The organism is Massilia sp. TWR1-2-2 (assembly GCF_049897565.1).
Lineage (GTDB): Bacteria > Pseudomonadota > Gammaproteobacteria > Burkholderiales > Burkholderiaceae_D > JAFCUW01.
This window is the reverse complement of sequence record NZ_JAFCWM010000061.1, coordinates 1-13,766: the sequence shown is the minus strand read 5'-3', so window position 1 is coordinate 13,766 and position 13,766 is coordinate 1. Positions and strand designations below refer to the sequence as shown.

Here is a 13,766-nt window from a genome sequence, read left to right as displayed (position 1 = left end):
AACGATATTACGCCGATGATAGTGCTGCAACCAGTGTGAAAGTAGGTTATCGTCAGGCTAGTTATAAGAGAAAAACCCCAGCAGAAATGCTGGGGTTTTTTTTCGTCTGGTGGTGTGTGCAAAGGCGGAGAAATTGGGGTGGCGTGTTTTTGCCAGCCCCGCCGACGGCCCGGAACGGTCGAATTACCTGGCGCCCAGCGCGCGCAATGCATCGAGCAAGGGCTGGGCAGCGTCGGCAATGCGGTCGATGCTGGCCTCGCGCAGGGCGGCGGTATCGACGCTCGCGTTCGAATTGAGTCCCGCCCAGCGCAGCAGTGCATCGCACGCCGCGGCCGTATCGAACAGCCCGTGCAGGTAGGTTCCCAGGATCTGTCCGTCCGCCGACCGCGCGCCTTCCGCGCGCCCGTCGATGGTGAACGCCGGCAGTGCGAAGGCAGCGCCGCGCGAGGTCCCCATATGTATTTCGTAAGCGCTCACCGGAGCATTGCCGGCATCGAAAGCGCAGTAGCCATGCACCAGCTTCAAGTGCTTTTCGGTGCCCATGTCGGTCACCATGTCGAGCAGTCCCAGCGCGGGCGAGGCGCCGGCGCTGCCTTCCACGCCAAGCGGATCGATCACGCTCGTTCCCAGCATCTGAAAACCGCCGCAGATGCCGAGCACCTTGCCGCCGTAGCGCAAGTGACGGGCGATGCGCGCCTGCCAGCCCTGGGCGCGCAGCCATGCCAGGTCGGCCCGCGTATGCTTGCTGCCCGGGAGGATGATCAGGTCCGCGTCGGGGATCTGTTCACCCTCGCGCACGAAGAGCAGGTCGATGTCGGGATGAGCGCGCAAGGCGTCGAAATCGGTGTGATTGCTCATGCGCGGCAAGCTGGGTACGACGACGCGAAAGCTGCCCCGTGTGGCCTGCACCGCTTGCACCGCATCCTCGGCGTCGAGGAACAAGCCGTGCAAGTAGGGCAGCACCGCCAGCACCGGCTTGCCGGTTTGCGCCTCCAGCCAGTCGAGGCCGGGCTGGAGCAGCGTGATATCGCCGCGGAAGCGGTTGATCACAAAGCCGATGGTGCGCGCCCGTTCGCTCTCGGACAAGCACGCCAGCGTGCCGACGATGTGGGCGAACACGCCGCCGCGGTCGATGTCTGCCACCAGCACTACCGGGCAGTCGACCGCTTCGGCGAAACCCATGTTGGCGATGTCGCGTTCGCGCAGATTGATCTCGGCCGGACTGCCGGCGCCTTCGACGACGATGCACTCATACTGCGCGCACAGGCGCGCATGCGATTCGAGCACCGCCCGCATGGCGATAGGCTTGTAATGGTGGTAGTCGCGCGCGTTCATGTCGGCGCGCACTTTGCCGTGGATGATCACCTGGGCGCCGGTGTCGCTGGAAGGCTTGAGCAGCACCGGGTTCATGTCGGTGGTCGGCGCCACGCCGGCGGCAATCGCCTGCAAAGCCTGGGCGCGGCCAATTTCGCCGCCGTCGGCCGTCACCGCGCTGTTGAGCGCCATGTTCTGCGGCTTGAACGGCGCCACGAGCACGCCTTCGCGCTTGAGCAGGCGGCACAAGGCCGCCACCACCGTGCTTTTGCCGGCGTCCGAAGTGGTGCCTTGGACCATCAGGGTCTGGCAGGGCAGCACCACGTCAGCGGCCGCGACGCTGACGCGCCAGTTCGAGTTTTTCACACAAGGCCGCGGTGCCGGCCACCATCCGCGGACCGGCGCGGTTGAGCAGTTCGCCATCGAGCGTAAACAGATTGTCGCGCTTGACCGCTTGCATGCCGGCGTACGGGCGCCATAGATTGACGCCGCCGTAGTTCTTTTCGCTGGTGCCGAAGATCGCTTCGGGATCGGCCTGTAGCACCGCTTCGGTGCTCACCACTGGGGCCGTGACGAGCAGATCGCCGAAGATGTTGACGCCGCCGCACAGGCGCATGGCGTCGCTGACGATCGAGCCATTGCTCAAGGTGTAGAGCGGCTTGTCCCACACCTGGTAAAACATGCGCACCGGTGCGCGACTGCCGTATTTTCTCGTCAGCGCGGCGAAGCCGCCCCGAACCTCGGCGGCGGCGGCAATGGCGGCGCTGTCGGTGCCCATCAGCCGGCCAAGCCGCAGCAGGCTGTCGGCAATGTCGTCGAGTTTTTTCGGCTCGCTTTCGTAAATCGGCACATTCAGCTTGCGCAGCGTATCGATCTGGCGGTGCGAGCTGCCGTGCATCCAGACCACAATCAGGTCCGGCTGCAAGGCGATAACTCTTTCGATATCGATCTGCCGGTTGCCGCCCACCCGCGGCAGCAGCTTGGCTGCCTCGGGGTAGTCGCTGTAACTGACGGCGCCGGCGATCTTGTCGCCGCCTCCGGCCGCGTACAGCAGCTCGGTGACGTGAGGGGCGAGCGAGACAATGCGCCGCGCCGGATTTTTCAGCGTGACGAGATTGCCGCCGTCGTCACGCACGGTGATGTCAGCGGCGGCGCAGTGTGTGGTTGTCGCCGCCGCCAGCAGCAGCATGGCGATCAGGGGGGAGGTATGGGTCATCGTAGGGTCCATTCATGAAGTGCGGTTTGCAGCCGCTGCCATGCGGCTTCGTCGGCCGGCAGGCCGAGGCGGATGCCGCGCGCGGCATGCTCGAACAGGCGTACCCAGATGCCGCGTTCGGCCATGTGCCGCCACAGCGCTTCCGCGTACGGCTCGGGCCACCATTGAAACAGCGGCGTGCCGGAGGAGCTGATGCCGGCCTGCCGGAGCAGCGTTTGAAGGCGCGCGCCGGATGCCGCCAGCGCGGCGCGGTTCTGGCGCTGCCACGCCTCGTCGCGCAGCGCCGCCAGGGCGATGTGCTGGGCTGGCCCGCTGATGGTCCACGGCCCCAGCTCATCGCCCAGCCGCGTCAACAGGGACTGTTCGGCGGCGACAAAGCCAAGCCGGATGCCGGCCAGGCCGAAGAATTTACCGATCGAGCGCAGCACGATGATGCCGGGCCGGCCGCCGTGGGCGGCGATGCTTTGCTGCGGGGCGGTGTCGCCGAACGCTTCGTCGACCACCAGCCAGCCGCCGCGCGCGGCCAGCGTATCGGCCCACGCCAACAGTTGCGGCGCCGGCACGGTGGCGCCGGTCGGATTGTTCGGATTGCACACGACCATGACGTCGCTGCGCGCCAGCGCCGCATCGAGTTCGGCGAACGGCGTCTGGGTCAGCGTGTGACCGTGCGCGGCCCAGTGATGCGCGTGTTCGGCATAGGACGGCGCGGCTACCGTCACGCGCGATGGCATGCGCAGGCGCGGCAAGGCCTGGATGGCGGCCTGGGTGCCGGCCACCGGCAGCATCAGCGCCGCGCCATAAAACGCACATGCCGCCTCGGCCAGCGCGGGATCGGCTTCCGGCAAGCGATGCCACGCATTTCCGGGCACGACGGGCGCCGGATACCAGTGCGGATTGATTCCCGTCGACAGATCGACCCATTCATGGCTGCCGAAGCGCCGGCCGGCGTCGCGCAGATTGCCGCCATGTTCAAGCATGGGCCAACTGCGCGAGCGCGGCGAGCGCCAGAAAAACGGTGAGCCAAAGCGCCGTCGTGCGTGCCACCAGTTGCCAGGCGCGGGCAATGTCGGCGCCGGTAGCGACGGCGCCCTGGCCCAGTGGCGGGCGCTGCTCGACTTCACCATCGTAGACGGCGGTGCCGCCAAGCGCGATGCCGAGAGCGCCGGCGCCGCTTGCCATGACGGGGCCGGCGTTCGGACTGCTCCACAGAGGCGCCTGCGCGCGCCAGCAGTGCCACGCGCGCAGTTTGGCCCGCATGCCCTGCGCCAGCAACGTGTACGACAACGCGGTGAGGCGCGCCGGCAGAAAATTGAAGGCGTCGTCGAGGCGCGCCGCCACGCAGCCGAAGCGCAGGTAGCGCACGGTCCGATAGCCCCACATGGCGTCGAGCGTGTTCGCCGCGCGATACAGCACGGCGCCCGGCGCGCCCGCCACGGCAAACCAGAACAGCGTGCCGAACACCGCATCATTGCCGTTTTCCAGCAGCGACTCGGCGCTTGCGCTGGCCAGCGCCGTGGCGCTCGAGCCGCTGGTGTCGCGGCTGACGATGCGCGCGGTGAGCTGGCGCGCCGCCGCCAGGTCGCCTCGCGCCAGGGCATCGGCAATCGGCAAATTGTGCTCGCGCAGACTGCGCAGGCCCAGGCACAGATAGAGAAGGATCGCGTGGACGCAGCATGTGAGCCAAAATGCGCTCGGCAGCAGCAGGGCCAGCGCGATGGCCGTCGGCGGCGCCACCGCCAGTAGCCATGCGAGCGCGCCGCGGCAGTGGCGGCAACTGCCCCGATTGAGGCTCCGCTCCAGCCACATCGCCCAGTTGCCAAAGCCAGCCAGCGGATGCCAGCGTCGCGCTTCGCCTAGCAACAGGTCGAGCAGCACGCCGGCCGCCATCAGCACGGCCAGCGTCGTCAGATCAAGTCCGCTCAGCATCGATCGCCTTTGAGGATCAGGGGCAGACCGGCGGCGACGAACAGGGCGCGCTCGCATAGCGCCGCCATCGCCTGGTTGAGGCGTCCCTGTTCATCCATGAAGCGGCGCGATATCGCGCCCATCGGCATGAGTCCCAGGCCGATCTCGTTCGACACCAGCACGACGTCGCCGGCGCATTGGGCCAAGGCGCGCTCGAGCCGGTCGCTCTGTTGGTAAAACAGCGCCGGCAGTTCGAGTTCGCCGACCTCCGGATACGCGGTGCCGGCGTTAAACAACAGATTGCTCAGCCACAGCGTCAGGCAGTCGACGATGATCAGGCGCTCGGGCGAGGACCAGCGCAGCAGTTGATCGCCCAGCGCCACCGGCTCTTCCACGGTGGTCCATCCGCCTGGGCGGCGCGCGCGGTGGTGTGCGATGCGCGCGGCCATCTCGCCGTCGCCGGCGCTGGCGGTGGCGAGGTAGATCACCTGCTTGCCCGAGGCGAGGGCCAGCCGTTCGGCGTACGCGCTCTTGCCGGAACGGGCGCCGCCCAGTACCAGGGTGTGCGTCATGCGCTCTGCCGCGACAACATCGCCGCCACTGCCGGCGCGTTGGACGCAAAGTAGGCGTGAAAATACGAGGCGGTAAGTGAACCGACGCGATACAGCGCCTCGCCCGCCGCCCCCGACGGATGCTTGACCGTGTGCCCGCTCGGCGTGAGCGCGGTAGTCAGCGCCGAATAGTGGAAGGTGTGTCCGCGCAGCTCGCCCTGCGCGGTCGCCAAGGCTTGCGAGCCCAGTCCCGCCAGGCGCTCCTGCATGCCGACGGCGCCGGCAAGCAGGCCGGCCATCGGCCAGCTTGCCCCCGATTGATCGGTCAGCACATCGGCCAGCGCCATCATGCCGCCGCACTCGGCAAGAATGGGCATGCCGGCGCCGTGGGCCGCACGGATCGACGTTCGCCACTGTGCTGCATTCGACAGCGCCTCACCGTGCAGCTCCGGATAGCCGCCCGGCAGATACACGGCGTCCGCCTCGGCCGGCACCGGCTGGTCCGCCAGCGGCGAAAAGAAGCACAGATCAGCCCCGAGCTGGCGCAGCGTGTCCAGGTTGGCCGGATAAATAAACAGGAAGGCGGCGTCGCGCGCGATGGCGATGGTCTTCCCCGCCAGCAACGGCGCCGCCGCGGGCAGCATGGCGCCGAGCTCGATGCGCACCGGCGGCAGCGCTTCCCAAGCATCGGCCGCGAACACCAGCTGATCGGCCAGCGTGTCGAGCAGGGCGTCGATCGCCGCCACTTCGCCGGGCACGACCAGCCCGAGGTGGCGCTCGGGCAGCGCCGCGGACTGCCGCGGCAGCGTCGCCAGCAACGCAATGTCGCGCAGCGAGGCGGCGACCATCTGCGCGTGCCCCACGCTGGCGACGCGGTTGGCGGCCACGCCCGCCATAGCGACCGGACCGTAGTCGCGCAAGCCGTGCGCCAGCGCGCCCGCGGTCTGCGCCATCGCCGCGGCGTCGATGACCGCCATGACAGGCACGCCGAACTCGCGCGCCAGGTCGGCCGACGAAGGGGCGCCGTCGTACAGTCCCATGACGCCTTCGATCAGTATCACGTCCGATTCGCTGGCCGCTTGCGCGAGCAATTGGCGGCACGCCTCGCGCCCGACCACCCACAGGTCGAGCGACTGCACCGGCGCGCCGCTGGCCCGTTCGAGGATCATCGGGTCGATGAAGTCCGGACCGCACTTGAACACGCGCACGCGCTGACCCTGGCGCACCAGTTTGCGCGCCAGCGCCGCCGTCACGCTGGTCTTGCCCTGGCCGGACGCCACCGCCGTCACCAGCAGGGCTTTGACTTCTATGTGCATCTCGCTCACCACTCGGTGCCTGTCTGGGCGCCGATGCCGGCCTTGAAGGCGTGCTTGACGACGGCCATGTCGGTCACCGTATCGGCGATGTCGACCAGTTCCTGCGGAGCGCCGCGGCCGGTGATGACGATGTGCTGCATGGCGGGGCGCGCCAGCAGGTCCTGGATCACCACGTCGACGTCGAGGTAGCGGTATTTCAGGGCGATATTGAGTTCGTCGAGCAGCACCAGGCCGATCGACGGATCGGCCAGAAACGTCTTGGCCTGTTCCCACGCGAGCAGCGCTTTCTCGATGTCGCGCTCGCGGTTTTGCGTGTTCCACGTGTAGCCTTCGCCCATCGCGTGGAACTGAACCTCGTCGGGGAAGCGGCGCAGGAATCGCTCTTCACCGGTCTCCATCGCGCCTTTGATGAACTGCACCACGCCCACTTTCATGCCGTGTCCCATTGCGCGAATCACCATGCCAAGGCCGCTCGAGCTTTTTCCCTTGCCGTTGCCGGTGTTGACGATGATGATGCCGATCGCCTTGTCGGCGGCGGCGATGCTGGCGTCGATGATGGCCTTCTTGCGCTCCATGCGCACGCGATGACGCTCGTTGATCGCTTCTGTTTCGGGGGTGTTTGCCTGGTTCATTGCTGCTCCTCGATAGGGATGAAAATACTGCGGCCGGCATGTTCGATGATGTCGATCGGGTGCCCAAGGTAGGGGCCCAGCAGATCGGCCCGCATTACCTCGTCTTTGGCGCCGGCCAGCCATCTGCCGTCACCCATCAGCAGTAGCGCGTGGCTGGAGACGCGGTGGGCCAGGGTCAGGTCGTGGCCGATCATGACGACGGTCTTGTTGCGTTCGCGGCACAGGCGCGCCAGCAGCGCCATGATCGACACCTGGTGGGCCAGGTCGAGCGCATTGGCCGGCTCGTCGAGCAGCAGCAGCGGCGTGTCCTGGGCAAGCATGGCGGCGATGGCCACCCGCTGGCGCTCGCCGCCGGACAGTGAGCGCACGTCGCGCTCGGCCAGCGCGGCGACCTGCATCTCGTCGAGCGCGCGCAGCGCCATGGCGTGGTCGTCGCTGCCCTCCCAGTACCGGTCGTCGTGGTAGGGGTGGCGCGCCGCCAGCACCGTTTCGATCACGCTGTAGGCAAAGGCGTCGCTGCGGCTCTGAGCCAGGAAGGCGCGCTGACGCGCCAGCGCCGGCAAGGGCCAGTCGGCGAGCGCGAGCGCTCCGATGGCGACACTGCCGGCGTCGGCGCTGCGCAGGCCGGCCAAGGTGCGCAGCAGGGTGCTCTTGCCGGCGCCGTTGCGGCCGATGACGCTCCAGCATTCGCCTTCGCCGACCTGTATGTTCAAGTTGTCGACCAGCAGGCGCTGGCCGGCTTTCAAACAGAGATTGTGTGTGCTGATCATGCTACCTCCGCAGCCGGTGCAACTGGTACAGGAAAACCGGCGCGCCGATCAGCGCGGTGACCACGCCGACCGGCAACTGCTGCGGCGCGATGGCGATGCGCGCCAGCGTGTCGGCCATCACCAGAAAACTGCCGCCGGCCAGCGTCGCCGCCGGAATCAGCATGCGGTGGTCGGGTCCGACGATAAAGCGGCAGGCGTGCGGCACGATCAGCCCGACAAAGCCGATCGAACCGGCGGTCGTCACCGAACTGGCCGTCAGCAGGGCCGAAGCGAAGAACAGGCCCTTGCGCAGGGGACCGACGGGAACGCCAAGGGTCGCGGCGTTTTCCGCGTGCAGGGCCATCACGTTCAGCGAGCGCGCCGAGCGCAGGGCGAACAGCAGGGCCGCCGCCAGCACAAGCCACGGCATGATGCGCAGCGGGGCGCCCGACAGGTCGCCGATCATCCAGAAAATCATGCTGCGCAGACGGCTGTCGGGTGCGATCGACAGCATCAGGGTGACCATCGCCATGCAGGCCGAGGCCAGGATCACGCCGGTCAGCAGCAGCAGCGCGCTGCCGCCTTCGGCCGCCGTGCCGCCGCGCAGGTCGCGCCGCGCCAGCAGGTAGAGCACCGCCGATACGACGACAGCACCGGTGAATGCGGCCGCATCGACCACCCATGCCGCGCACATGAACAGCAGCGCGGCGAGCGCGCCAACGGAGGCGCCGGCCGGGATGCCGAGGACATACGGATCGGCCAGCGGATTGCGCAGCAGCGCCTGCATCATCACGCCGGCCAGCGACAGGGCCGCGCCGGTGACGAAGCCGACCGCCGCGCGGCTGAGGCGCAGCTCGAGCAAGGTGGCGGCCAGCGTCGTGCTGCGCCCGTGCAGCAAATCGGTCAGGGCCGCCGGCATGTCGCCGACGGCGACCGGGACCGAGCCTGTCATACCGGCGAAAATCACGCTGGCAAGCGCGAACACGGTCAGACCGATCAGGGTGACCTTGGCGCGCCGGCGCAGCTCGCGAGAATATGAATGCATGCGCTACTTTCTACCAATGAGGGCGGCCTGAATCAGGTGCGGTTATTTATAACCGTAGCGGATGCCGGCGAACACCTTGGCGCCGGCGGTGGCGTAATTGCGCGCCAGGTCGTACTGCTTGTCGCCGACGTTATTCCAGCGTACCAGCAGCGACCAGTCGCGTGCGAACGCGTAGGTGGCGTACAGGTTCACCAGGCCGTAGCCAGCGAGGCGGTTCCTGTTGGCGGCATCGTCGAAGCGGTCGCCCGACACGGTCAGCTCGGCCCCGGCCTTGATGGCCCCAAACACGTAGGCGGCATTCACGCTGCCGTGTTTTTTCGCCCGGCGCGCCAGCCGCTTGTCGCTCGTTTCGTCGTGCGGATCCTGCAGGTCTACACTGGCGCCAAGATCGATGCCGGCCAGGCGCGTCGCGCCCGAGATCGTCACGCCTTGAAGTTGCGCGTGGTTGACGTTGTAGGCGCAGCCGAATTGATAGGCCCTCACGCCATACGGACATGGGTTGGTGTTGACCAGCAGGTCGGTCAGCCGGTTGCGGTAGTAGCTGATGCCGAGGGCATTGACGCCATCGTCGTAGCGCACGCCCGTTTCGACGTTGCGGCCCTGTTCGGGGCGGTTGGCCGGATTGCCGTAGGACGGGTAGTAAAGCTCGTTGTAGGTGGGCGCGCGGAAGCTGTTGCCGTAGCTGGCGGTGGCCCGCAGCACTGGCGAGAAGCTGTAGCCGTAGCCGACCGAACCGGTGTTCTTGTCGCCGTATCCGGATCGGTCGCGCCGTACGCTGGCGTTGAACAGCTGCTTGCCGCGCCGCGCGTTATACGAGGCGGCGAAGGAATTGGTCGAGCGCTCGCGATTGAGTGCATCAGCGCCATTGGTCGACACTTCTTCTTCGCGATGTTCATAGAGCAGTTGCAAGACGTCGGCGCCGATCAGCACATCGTTTTGCCAGCTCAGGCTATTTTGCGTGGTGTCGATCCGCGAATAGCCCGATGCGGCTGCGCTGCTGTAGTTGACGCCCTTGTCGCGCGTCTGGGCGTATTGCAGCATGCTGGTCCAAGATGGCGCCAGGCGCGCCTTGCCGAACACGGCGACGTTCGCCATCTGCGCTTCGCTGCGCACATCGTAGGCCGACGCGCCGCTGTCGTACTGGCTATCGAGCTTACTGTGCAGGAAGAGGGCGCCGACTTCGACGCCGCTGGCCACCTGCAGGCGCAATTGCGCTGCGACGTTGGTCTTGTCGTAGCCGTCCCGGTCGCGGTTATACGAGCTGCTGCCTGGGCGGGTCGCCGAGAAGCCGTCCGATTTTTCCGTGCCTGCACTGATGGCGTAGCTCAAGCTGCGCGCACCGCCGGTGGCGCCCGCGACGCTGGCGTCGACCTGGCGCGTGCTGTCGCTGCCGTAGCCGGCAAAAGCGGTGAGGGCCGGCGCGCCCTTTCCGGTCTTGGTGAAGATCTGGATCACGCCGCCAACGGCATCGGCGCCGTACAGGGAGCTGAGGGGACCGTAGACAATCTCGATATGGTCGATTGCGGCCAGCGGGATGGCGCTCCAGTTGGCCGCTCCGGTAGTCGACGAGCCAATCCGCACGCCGTCGACCAGCACGATATTCTGGTTGCTGTTGGCGCCGCGGATGAAGACACTCGAGCTGGTGCCGGCGCCGCCGTTGCGCGCCACTTCGATGCCGCGCTGGCGTTGCAGCAGATCGACGATCGAACCGGCGCCCGATTCGGCGATCTGGGCGGCGCTGATGGTGACGCTGTCGCTGATCACCTCGGCGAGCGGCTGGGGGGCGCGGGAAGCGGTGACGAGGACTGTGTTGAGCGGCTCGGCATGAACGACCGGAGCGGTCATTGCCATTGCCAGCGACGCCAGGGCGGCGCGGCGGGAAGTACGTGGAGTCATAGTCAGGTTTCTGTAAGGGGCAACCGGCCGACGTCCCCGTGGGCCAGATTGAACAGAAGCGACCAAACGGGACGATGCAGCAGGAGATGCCGGCATTGCCGGCATGGTCCGTGTCGCGCACATCCCGTTCGCTCACTTCCACCTGTCTTGGCCGGTATCCGGGCTGGCAAGTTGGACCATCTCACCTTCCCATGCAAAAGCACAGTGGTTGTCCGAGATGGCTTGTCGCGCGGCTGCGCGACACTTGCTGACCGTTGCGGGGGCAGCACACGTTGGCATTCTTTCAGAAGGTTTCGTGTTTCCCGTTTAACTGCGCGTCAGGACAGACGCGCGGGCACCAATACCCTTTCATTATACGGCTTTGCGGCGCAGCGTTGGCGCCAATGTTCAGAATCGCAGCGTGAGGGTGCCGGCGTAGTCGATTCGGTGCGGTGTGGCGGCCGCCCGCAACGCCGCCGCGGCCAGCACCGGGCCGGCCAGATCGGCGCCCCGGCCCCACACTGGCTGCAAGGCGGCCAGCAGGCGCATGGTGCCGGCGTGGCAGACGACGATGGCGTCTGCCCGCTGCCGGCGCCGCAACTCGTCGAGCGCCTCGCGCAGAAAGCCTGCTACCCGCACCGCTGCCTGCAGCACCGTCTCGCCGCCGCCTGGCGCATAGTGAAGCAGGTCGGCCGCCCAGGCGTCGATGTGCGCGCGCGCGATGCTGTCCCACGGACGCAGTTCCCAGTCGCCGAAATCGATCTCGGCCAGGCGGGCGTCGATCCTGGGCGCCGGCATGCCCAGCTGCGCCGCCAACGGCAGCGCCAGCGCGGTGCAGCGTCGCAGGGGGCTGGTATAGACCGGCGTGGTGCTGCCCAGATCCGCGGGCAGCGCCGCAGCGAGCGTAGCCAGCGCCGCCGCCAGGAGCGCCGGGGCGACGTCGATATCGCTGCGGCCGTAGCACAGGCCCGCGGCAATCTGCGGCGCCGGATGGCGCACAAGGATCAGCCGCATCGGTCAGCTGGCGAAGGCGCCGCGACCGAGCGTGGCCAGCACGCCCAGGTAGATCGTCACTTCTGCTACCTGCTGGACGGCGCCAAGGCAGTCGCCGGTGTAGCCGCCGATGCGGCGCGCGAACATGCGGGCCAGCCAGATGGTGGCGGCGATTGCTGCGAAGGCGCCGGCGCCGACGGCGGCAGGGGCGAGCCAGCCGGCGGCCAGTACCGCCGCAATGGTGGCCAGCGCGCTGGCGGCAGCGATGGCGAATTCGCCGCCGCGCATGGTCTGGGCCAGTGGCTTGGCCTTGCCTTCGGCGCGCGCATACTCCATGCGCCAGATCAGCGAGGCTGCCAGCAAGCGCGATAGCGGGTGGGCGACGAACAGGGCGCCGATTGCAGCCAGCGGCGGCAGCTGGGCGAGGGCGGCGCATTTCAGGCCCAGCACGCACACGGTGCCGATCGCGCCATACGCGCCGATGCGCGAGTCTTTCATGATCTCGAGCACGCGCGCCGGCGTCATGCCGCCGCCGAAGCCGTCGCACATGTCGGCAAAGCCGTCTTCGTGAAAGGCGCCGGTGGCGTAGATGCCGGCGGCGGTGGAGATGAGCACCGCCAGCGGCGCAGGCAGCAGCCACGCGGCGGCGACGTAGACTGCGGCAGTCAGCGCCGCCACCACCACGCCGACCAGCGGGAAGTAGCGCGAGGCCTGGTTCAGCCAGGCCGCCTCGAAACCGACCCAGGCCGGGATCGGCAAGCGCGTGAAAAACTGCAGTGCGGTGAAAAACAGGCGGAGCTGATGCACGGCTTACATGTCCTTTTCGCTGACCTGGGCCGATTCGAACGTGGCCATGTGAGCGACGAAGTTGACAGCGGCCTGCAGCAGCGGCACGGCGAGCGCGCAGCCGGTGCCCTCGCCGAGCCGCAGGCCCAGATGCAGCAAAGGCGTGGCGCCAAGCGCGGCCAGCATGCGCTGATGGCCGTTTTCGGCCGAGCTGTGCGAGAACACGCAATAGTCGAGAATGGCCGGCTGCAGGCGCGCCGCCACGAGCAGGGCGCTGGTTACGATGAAGCCGTCGATGAGCAGCACGCGGCGCTGCGCCGCGGCCTGCAGCATCGCACCTGCCATCATGGCAATTTCCAGGCCGCCGAAGGTGGCCAGCACCTCGAGCGGCGCATCGACGCCGGCGTGCAGCGCCACCGCCTGCTCGATCACGTGCTGTTTGTGGGCGATGCCGGCCTCCGACAAGCCAGTGCCGGCCCCGACGCACTGAGCTACCGGTATGGCGCACAGCTTGTGCATCAACGCCGCGGCGGCAGTGGTATTGCCGATGCCCATTTCGCCGAAACCGATGACATTGCCTTCGACCGCGGCAGCCAGGTCCATGCCGGCCGCCAGCGCCGCCGCGCAAGTCGCCTCGCTCATGGCCGGTTGTCGGGCGAAGTTGGATGTGCCGCGCGCCAGCTTGCGATCGACCAGACCGGCGCGCTCGCCGAAATCGTGATTGACACCGGCGTCGATAATCTGCAAGGCGCAGCCGGTTTGGGCGGCGAACACATTGATGGCGGCGCCGCCGGCGATCAAATTCTCGACCATTTGCCAGGTCACTTCCTGCGGATAAGCCGAGACCCCTTCAACGACGATGCCGTGATCGGCGGCGAACACCAATATGGTCGGCCGCGCCACGCTGATGGCCGTGGTGTTTTGAATCAGGCCGATTTGCCTGGCCAGCGCTTCCAGCGCGCCAAGGCTACCGAGAGGCTTGGTCTTGTTATTGATGGCATGGTCGAGGCGGGCGGCGAGGGCCGGATTGGCGGTGGAGCTGAGCTGAGGGATCATCGTGGGCGCATTGGAGGGTGATTAAGTTATCAATTAAAAATCCGGCCTAAGATAGCACAGCAACTGTCGAGAATTGTTACTTGCGGCTTGCGGGCAGGTTTGCTATAGTTCGCCACCCGAGAAATTGGTTAGCAAAAACGAGAGCTTGGGGACGTCGGAAACGACGGTGCGGTAAAAATAAGGGGTTGACGAAATAAGCGAAAAGCTTCATACTCTTCCTCCTTCGCTGCTGATGAACACAACGCTTCATCGCCAGGCAGCAAGCAGTACCGAACAAGTTCTTTAAAAATTAACAGTCGATAAGTGTGGGCGTTTGATGAAGGTGCCA

The 13,766-nt window shown here is 67.0% G+C and carries 14 protein-coding genes and 1 riboswitch; all 14 genes read right to left on the bottom strand.

The genetic code is table 11. The annotated features are described in order from the left end of the window. Positions 1 to 183: 183 nt before the first annotated feature. Positions 184 to 1,614 carry a cobyric acid synthase gene (locus ACP7DD_RS25865; protein ID WP_426178195.1) on the bottom strand — a complete coding sequence of 477 codons (1,431 nt, stop codon included), beginning with the start codon at positions 1,612 to 1,614 and terminating at the stop codon, positions 184 to 186. A gap of 25 nt (positions 1,615 to 1,639) precedes the next feature. Then, complete coding sequence (locus tag ACP7DD_RS25860; protein WP_426178193.1) at positions 1,640 to 2,530, bottom strand: cobalamin-binding protein; 891 nt, start codon at positions 2,528 to 2,530, stop codon at positions 1,640 to 1,642. Next, entirely contained in the window at positions 2,527 to 3,507 is a 981-nt protein-coding gene (gene cobD / locus ACP7DD_RS25855; protein ID WP_426178191.1) for a threonine-phosphate decarboxylase CobD, read from the bottom strand. The genes ACP7DD_RS25860 and cobD overlap by 4 nt, the downstream gene beginning before the upstream one ends. Then, the gene (cbiB, locus tag ACP7DD_RS25850) at positions 3,500 to 4,456 is read right to left on the bottom strand and encodes an adenosylcobinamide-phosphate synthase CbiB (protein WP_426178189.1); all 957 of its coding nucleotides are present in this window, start codon (positions 4,454 to 4,456) and stop codon (positions 3,500 to 3,502) included. The genes cobD and cbiB overlap by 8 nt, the downstream gene beginning before the upstream one ends. Continuing rightward, a complete protein-coding gene (gene cobU, locus ACP7DD_RS25845) occupies positions 4,450 to 5,007 on the bottom strand; it encodes a bifunctional adenosylcobinamide kinase/adenosylcobinamide-phosphate guanylyltransferase (RefSeq protein ID WP_426178187.1) in 558 nt (185 codons plus the stop codon). The genes cbiB and cobU overlap by 7 nt, the downstream gene beginning before the upstream one ends. Next, positions 5,004 to 6,302, bottom strand: a complete 1,299-nt coding sequence (locus ACP7DD_RS25840; protein ID WP_426178185.1) for a cobyrinate a,c-diamide synthase — start codon at positions 6,300 to 6,302, stop codon at positions 5,004 to 5,006. Before ACP7DD_RS25840 ends, cobU begins: the two co-directional genes overlap by 4 nt. Positions 6,303 to 6,307: 5 nt before the next feature. After that, positions 6,308 to 6,934, bottom strand: coding sequence for a cob(I)yrinic acid a,c-diamide adenosyltransferase (gene cobO, locus ACP7DD_RS25835; RefSeq protein ID WP_426178183.1), 627 nt, complete (start codon positions 6,932 to 6,934; stop codon positions 6,308 to 6,310). After that, a complete protein-coding gene (locus ACP7DD_RS25830) occupies positions 6,931 to 7,704 on the bottom strand; it encodes an ABC transporter ATP-binding protein (RefSeq protein WP_426178181.1) in 774 nt (257 codons plus the stop codon). The genes cobO and ACP7DD_RS25830 overlap by 4 nt, the downstream gene beginning before the upstream one ends. A gap of 1 nt (position 7,705) precedes the next feature. Beyond that, positions 7,706 to 8,728, bottom strand: coding sequence for a FecCD family ABC transporter permease (locus ACP7DD_RS25825; protein ID WP_426178179.1), 1,023 nt, complete (start codon positions 8,726 to 8,728; stop codon positions 7,706 to 7,708). Between the two features lie 42 nt (positions 8,729 to 8,770). Further along, complete coding sequence (locus tag ACP7DD_RS25820; RefSeq protein ID WP_426178178.1) at positions 8,771 to 10,624, bottom strand: TonB-dependent receptor domain-containing protein; 1,854 nt, start codon at positions 10,622 to 10,624, stop codon at positions 8,771 to 8,773. Positions 10,625 to 10,756: 132 nt separating this feature from the next. Then, positions 10,757 to 10,981, bottom strand: a riboswitch (cobalamin riboswitch). A gap of 30 nt (positions 10,982 to 11,011) precedes the next feature. Further along, the gene (locus ACP7DD_RS25815) at positions 11,012 to 11,617 is read right to left on the bottom strand and encodes a histidine phosphatase family protein (protein ID WP_426178176.1); all 606 of its coding nucleotides are present in this window, start codon (positions 11,615 to 11,617) and stop codon (positions 11,012 to 11,014) included. A gap of 3 nt (positions 11,618 to 11,620) precedes the next feature. Then, the gene (locus ACP7DD_RS25810; RefSeq protein WP_426178174.1) at positions 11,621 to 12,403 is read right to left on the bottom strand and encodes an adenosylcobinamide-GDP ribazoletransferase; all 783 of its coding nucleotides are present in this window, start codon (positions 12,401 to 12,403) and stop codon (positions 11,621 to 11,623) included. A 3-nt stretch (positions 12,404 to 12,406) separates the two neighbouring features. After that, positions 12,407 to 13,438, bottom strand: coding sequence for a nicotinate-nucleotide--dimethylbenzimidazole phosphoribosyltransferase (gene cobT, locus ACP7DD_RS25805; protein WP_426178172.1), 1,032 nt, complete (start codon positions 13,436 to 13,438; stop codon positions 12,407 to 12,409). A 128-nt stretch (positions 13,439 to 13,566) separates the two neighbouring features. Further along, the coding region (locus ACP7DD_RS25800) for a hypothetical protein (RefSeq protein ID WP_426178170.1) at positions 13,567 to 13,766 on the bottom strand (200 nt) is incomplete at its 5' end.

What these genes read in the sequence shown, in the direction of transcription:
- ACP7DD_RS25865 (WP_426178195.1), bottom strand. Translation starts at nt 1,614, where the DNA reads ATGGTCCAAGGCACCACTTCGGACGCCGGCAAAAGCACGGTGGTGGCG.
- ACP7DD_RS25860 (WP_426178193.1), bottom strand. Translation starts at nt 2,530, where the DNA reads ATGACCCATACCTCCCCCCTGATCGCCATGCTGCTGCTGGCGGCGGCG.
- cobD (WP_426178191.1), bottom strand. Translation starts at nt 3,507, where the DNA reads ATGCTTGAACATGGCGGCAATCTGCGCGACGCCGGCCGGCGCTTCGGC.
- cbiB (WP_426178189.1), bottom strand. Translation starts at nt 4,456, where the DNA reads ATGCTGAGCGGACTTGATCTGACGACGCTGGCCGTGCTGATGGCGGCC.
- cobU (WP_426178187.1), bottom strand. Translation starts at nt 5,007, where the DNA reads ATGACGCACACCCTGGTACTGGGCGGCGCCCGTTCCGGCAAGAGCGCG.
- ACP7DD_RS25840 (WP_426178185.1), bottom strand. Translation starts at nt 6,302, where the DNA reads ATGCACATAGAAGTCAAAGCCCTGCTGGTGACGGCGGTGGCGTCCGGC.
- cobO (WP_426178183.1), bottom strand. Translation starts at nt 6,934, where the DNA reads ATGAACCAGGCAAACACCCCCGAAACAGAAGCGATCAACGAGCGTCAT.
- ACP7DD_RS25830 (WP_426178181.1), bottom strand. Translation starts at nt 7,704, where the DNA reads ATGATCAGCACACACAATCTCTGTTTGAAAGCCGGCCAGCGCCTGCTG.
- ACP7DD_RS25825 (WP_426178179.1), bottom strand. Translation starts at nt 8,728, where the DNA reads ATGCATTCATATTCTCGCGAGCTGCGCCGGCGCGCCAAGGTCACCCTG.
- ACP7DD_RS25820 (WP_426178178.1), bottom strand. Translation starts at nt 10,624, where the DNA reads ATGACTCCACGTACTTCCCGCCGCGCCGCCCTGGCGTCGCTGGCAATG.
- ACP7DD_RS25815 (WP_426178176.1), bottom strand. Translation starts at nt 11,617, where the DNA reads ATGCGGCTGATCCTTGTGCGCCATCCGGCGCCGCAGATTGCCGCGGGC.
- cobT (WP_426178172.1), bottom strand. Translation starts at nt 13,438, where the DNA reads ATGATCCCTCAGCTCAGCTCCACCGCCAATCCGGCCCTCGCCGCCCGC.